Here is a 4,365-nt window from a genome sequence, read left to right as displayed (position 1 = left end):
GTGATTCACTGCCTGCTGAGCAACCCGATGGCGGCGACCAAATCCGGGATAGGGGTCATCGAACTTATACCCCTCCCAAAAGCCGAAACAACCAAACAGGATACTGAGAATGAAAAGCATCCATGAGGACAGATCGGCGAGCGTGAATGGCGCTTCTTGCATCGTTTTCAATGCAACCGCCGCGAGGCTGACCGTGTCATCAGCCGCTAGCGTCATGGCATCGCGGAAGTGGGCAATCGCCAATGCCGAAAGCAGCATAAGGACACCTGTCACCACAATGCCTGCATAGCCCACCATTCGGCGGAACCGGCGCACATGGTTGACGTTAGGGATCCAGATTCTTCCGAACAGTGCAGGGACAAGAAAATTCATGCCGGCCAGCAAGCCCGCCTGAATAAAACCGCCGAGAAGTCCAGACTCCGAGCCTTGGGCAAAAAAATAGGCGTTGCATAGGCCTTCGATGATGATCAGCACCACGCCGAGCAACACCAGCCCAACGCGGGTTGACTTGCTTTCCGGGTAATGGGGCTGGCGTGTGAGGTTGTGCTCTTTCCGAAATGCATCCAGGTCATCTTGATGCCGCGCGGCTGCATTTCGCCGACTCGCCAACTGAACCTCAGCATCAGACAGCTCTTTGTTTGCCAATCGGTTGTATTCGTCGGCGTACTGACGCGAGCGGTTTACCAACATGGTTATGTCAAAGGTGTTCAGACCTTCATGGATGTCATTGATGCGCTCAAGCGCCCAGCGCTTGTAATTGGCCCGGACGGCCTCGAGACGCTGAATGATCCTCAGCTCAGGCGAAGACAGTGAGGTGGCATCCGTCTCAGGTAGTTGCGCCCTGGCAAGCTTCCTTGCTTCGATGTCGACCGCCAGCTCTTTCTTCAGGTCGTCAAAAATCAACGGCGAAAGATCTGGATGGTCTTCTACGTCCGYCGATTTTCGAGAGACAAAAAGCCACGAAAACAGCTTTTCAATTAACGTCATTTACATTGTTCCTGAAAGAGAGGCTCTTCGACTGCAGTAGCTATTGGCAAAGCTTTTCACATGGCACGCCATCCCTATCCCTATCGAGGGATAAAACATCGCACTGCTCCAGATAAAATTTCGCTTCGGCGCAACCCGTCATTTGCCCGCACAGCCGCTTTTTTTCGCATACGCCAGACGACCCGGACAAAGGGGCATATGCGGTTACTGACTGATTTTGGTGTTCGGATGGAGGTGAATTGAGGTGTCTACCTAACGTCCGCCATTTCCACGGAGGAATGGCCTTTGCCTGATCAAGCGCCCAAATACCTAATCGTTCTGATTTCGCGATGTTCTCGAGGGCCGGAAGCGACTGGTCAAGGTTGTACTGTGGRTACACCCATGCAGCTCCCCGAGCAACCATCTCTCGGTTGACGTTGATGTCGTCCACATAGGTCAAGCCGATCATCCGTCCATACCGATCCGACGCCTGAGTGTCGATCCGCACTTGCTTGTTAAAAATCAAACTACCGAGCAATTGCTGGGCCTTTGCTCCATACGGCTGATTTTTTTCAGGAGTATCGATGTTGGCTAGACGAATTTTGTGCTGATGTTTGACCGCGTCCAGACACGTAAAGGTGTCGCCATCACTGAGAGCAACAACCCGGCAGTTCAGTTCAGCTGCAAAAACGGGGGGTAACCAAGCGATTATGAAAGCTGCAATGCCATGTCTCAACTTCATGTCTCTATCCTTCAGCCAACCTGGCCTGCACTGCAGTGGCGCCGATAGTATCGCGGTATGTGACCCGATTCATATCCTTACAGAGGGTAAGTGGATGGCAATCTGACAGACTGCGTCCGGCACGCGATGCGCGTAATTGGCGATTATGGTCAATCGCCCCCCACCGTGATCCACCGCCTGGTGAAAACGAAGGGCCAAGCTGGTAGCCGGAGCCCGTGACTGCGCTATACCAATACCCTGGGTACTGGTTGGACGCGAGCGCAGGGGATCAACATGAAAGAGCCGTCGAGTAGGAGGCGCTGGTGGAAACCGGGGCGGCACAGGCGTTTCGCGTACTGCGCGAGGGCGAGGCTCGCGCCTGTACGCGCACATTTTTAACTGGCGGCCTTTTCTCAAGATTGATGCAGCACGTTTGTTTGCAAATCGTTGAGGGTTAACGCTTTCAAACTGTATTTATTCTTGACCTTGTCGAATGACATGACAGCCATTCCTGCCACTTGGGTTTCAGGTTTAATGCCGGCGATCAGTGCTGCCGGAACAAAGATCTCTCTGTTGACAAAGCCGAAGCCTTTTTCACTGACTGTCAGCGAGCCACTGAAGGAGCGGATGTCGGAGGAGCTGAATTCCTGAATGATTTCTGTGGAAATGACCTCCTTTTCCTCCGCGTCCATGTCACAGAGAACCTTCACAAAGGTTCCCGGTGGCGGTATTTGCCGTCCTGGGAAAACGGCTTTACGCGCAGAGATGACAAGATCTCTCGAGATGTAAATGTTCGCCCCTTTGTTGGAGGCGTGCACGGACTGCAGTACGCCCTGGTAATAGCCCGGCCTAGAGATGGTGTAGAGACTGGCGTTTTCAGCGAGCCTCCTTACCACAGTATCGAAATCACTGGTATCAATCGCGGCGTCATACCATGAGTAGGATGCCAGCTTTACGATATTGTCCTTGGGCGTCCAGTTGTTCTGGCTATAGATCGCCATCAGTTTGACTAGGGCTTTTGAGGCGTTCTCGTATACCCCTGTTTCCGCGAGGTGCTCGGTAAGTTCGACCAACCCCGGAATGCTGAACTTCGGATCATGGGCATAGGTCAGGCCGGAGGCAATCAGGCAAATCGCCTTATCCGGCTCGTCTGCATAGGTCTTGGCCAGGCCGAACCATGCCCAAGGCTCACGACGCTTCTTTTTCAGCACGGCCAAGTAGGAATCCCTGGCACGAGGCAGTTCACCTACGGTGAAATATATCCGGGCCTTGTCCCACTCAAGCCACAGCTTGCGCTCTGTCGAATCCTCCGCGTGGGCTTCTGCATACTTCAGAAACGCAGTGACTCGATTTGCTGGCAGTGAGCTGCCAGCCCCCTTTACCAGAAAACCTGCGGCAACTATACGGGCCAGTTTCATGACCGTACTGGGAGATTCACCCTTTTCGGAAACGAATGGCTGGTGATCACCCGGCGTAAATAGCTTGCTGCCACTGTGCAAAATATATGAGCAGAGTGGCTCGCAGAACTTTGCTGTTTCGCCAAACAGATTCCATAGTCTGAAATCGATGTTTTCACTGGGAAGCTCTAGCTGGAGAGTGGCGATCCGTGAAGCCCACAGGTCGATCTTCGCCTGCTCGTGAGGCAAAGGTGCCTTGTTTTCACGGGATTTGACCGGTTCAATCAGAGGCTTTAGCGCCGCATAAGTCACCCAGAACATTGAGGTTTTTAGAAACTCATTGCCAGACTCAAGCTCCATTGCTTTAAAGCCGACCTGCCAGGCTCCCTCGAAGTCAAAGCGTGATTTGTGGTCACGAATTTCATCAAAGACACTCATAACGAGACCACCAAAGCATCTTCCAGGCGTTTAATGACGCTCGCGGAAGATGCTTTCAGGATCCGCACCGAGCCGATCATCCCTTCTTTGTCGCAAGCTACTTGAACCTCGACGACTTCATCGTCAAAGGCTAGCGTCAGTTGCAGTCGATAGTTCGACTCCCTAGCCTCCACAAGGCTGAAGCCCTGGGTTGTGACCTGCTCCTGCAAGGCATCAAGCGCTTGCGCCAAGGTTTCGCTATGTGGCCTGAACGGCTGGCAGAGCAGATTGCCGATGACATCCTGCTCAGGCTGACTGCCATCGACAAAAACCAGATTGCTGACGGCAAACTTCTTGTCGTAATGCAGCCTTAGCCGCACGCTGGCCGTCGATTGCCGATTGGTCAGTCCCATAACCACCTGGTAGTTGTGCTCGCTCCAGTCCGCAATGTTCCAGTCCGAGGCAGACAGCCGTTCACGCAATGTCAGGAATAGTGGAAGTAGCTCCACATTGTTGAACCCCGGCGGGGTGCTAAGCGAGGCTTCCTGCTCTGTAGGCTGCCGGATTGTGTCGTAGAACAGTCCACGTCTGAAGGGGAGTGGGCCTACTTTCAAGTCATGGGCGCGGCTGACACATGCATTACTCAGCGGCGTGAGTACAGGTAGCTGACGGATGATGCATTGCTCGTCGGCAATGACGGACGCCGTGTACAGCCAGCGGAAGTAATCCGCATTATTGGGGGTTGTGCTGGAAGCGCTGCGTGCTGCATTGACCCAGACACTGGGCCAGCGCCTGCCTTGGGCGCGATGCAGGGTCATCGCATGTGCCGGGCGAATCAGCGCAGCAGAAAGATAGCCCCGACTC

4 protein-coding genes are annotated in these 4,365 nt (G+C 53.8%); all 4 read right to left on the bottom strand.

Features of this window, described 5'->3' with window-relative positions; translation table 11 throughout:
• A partial coding sequence (locus tag AC1DSG_RS28175; protein WP_477793800.1) for a hypothetical protein occupies positions 1-987 on the bottom strand: 987 nt, incomplete at its 3' end.
• Positions 988-1,027: 40 nt separating this feature from the next.
• Positions 1,028-1,708 (bottom strand): thermonuclease family protein, encoded by a 681-nt coding sequence (locus AC1DSG_RS28170; RefSeq protein WP_477793799.1) that lies wholly within the window; start codon positions 1,706-1,708, stop codon positions 1,028-1,030.
• A gap of 392 nt (positions 1,709-2,100) precedes the next feature.
• Positions 2,101-3,522 carry a tetratricopeptide repeat protein gene (locus AC1DSG_RS28165; RefSeq protein WP_477793798.1) on the bottom strand — a complete coding sequence of 474 codons (1,422 nt, stop codon included), beginning with the start codon at positions 3,520-3,522 and terminating at the stop codon, positions 2,101-2,103.
• On the bottom strand, positions 3,519-4,365 hold an 847-nt coding region (locus tag AC1DSG_RS28160), incomplete at its 5' end, for an ATP-binding domain-containing protein (RefSeq protein ID WP_477793797.1). The genes AC1DSG_RS28165 and AC1DSG_RS28160, both read right to left, overlap by 4 nt.

Source organism: Pseudomonas sp. P5_A12 (genome assembly GCF_056400685.1).
This window is presented reverse-complemented; position numbering and strand designations above follow the sequence as displayed.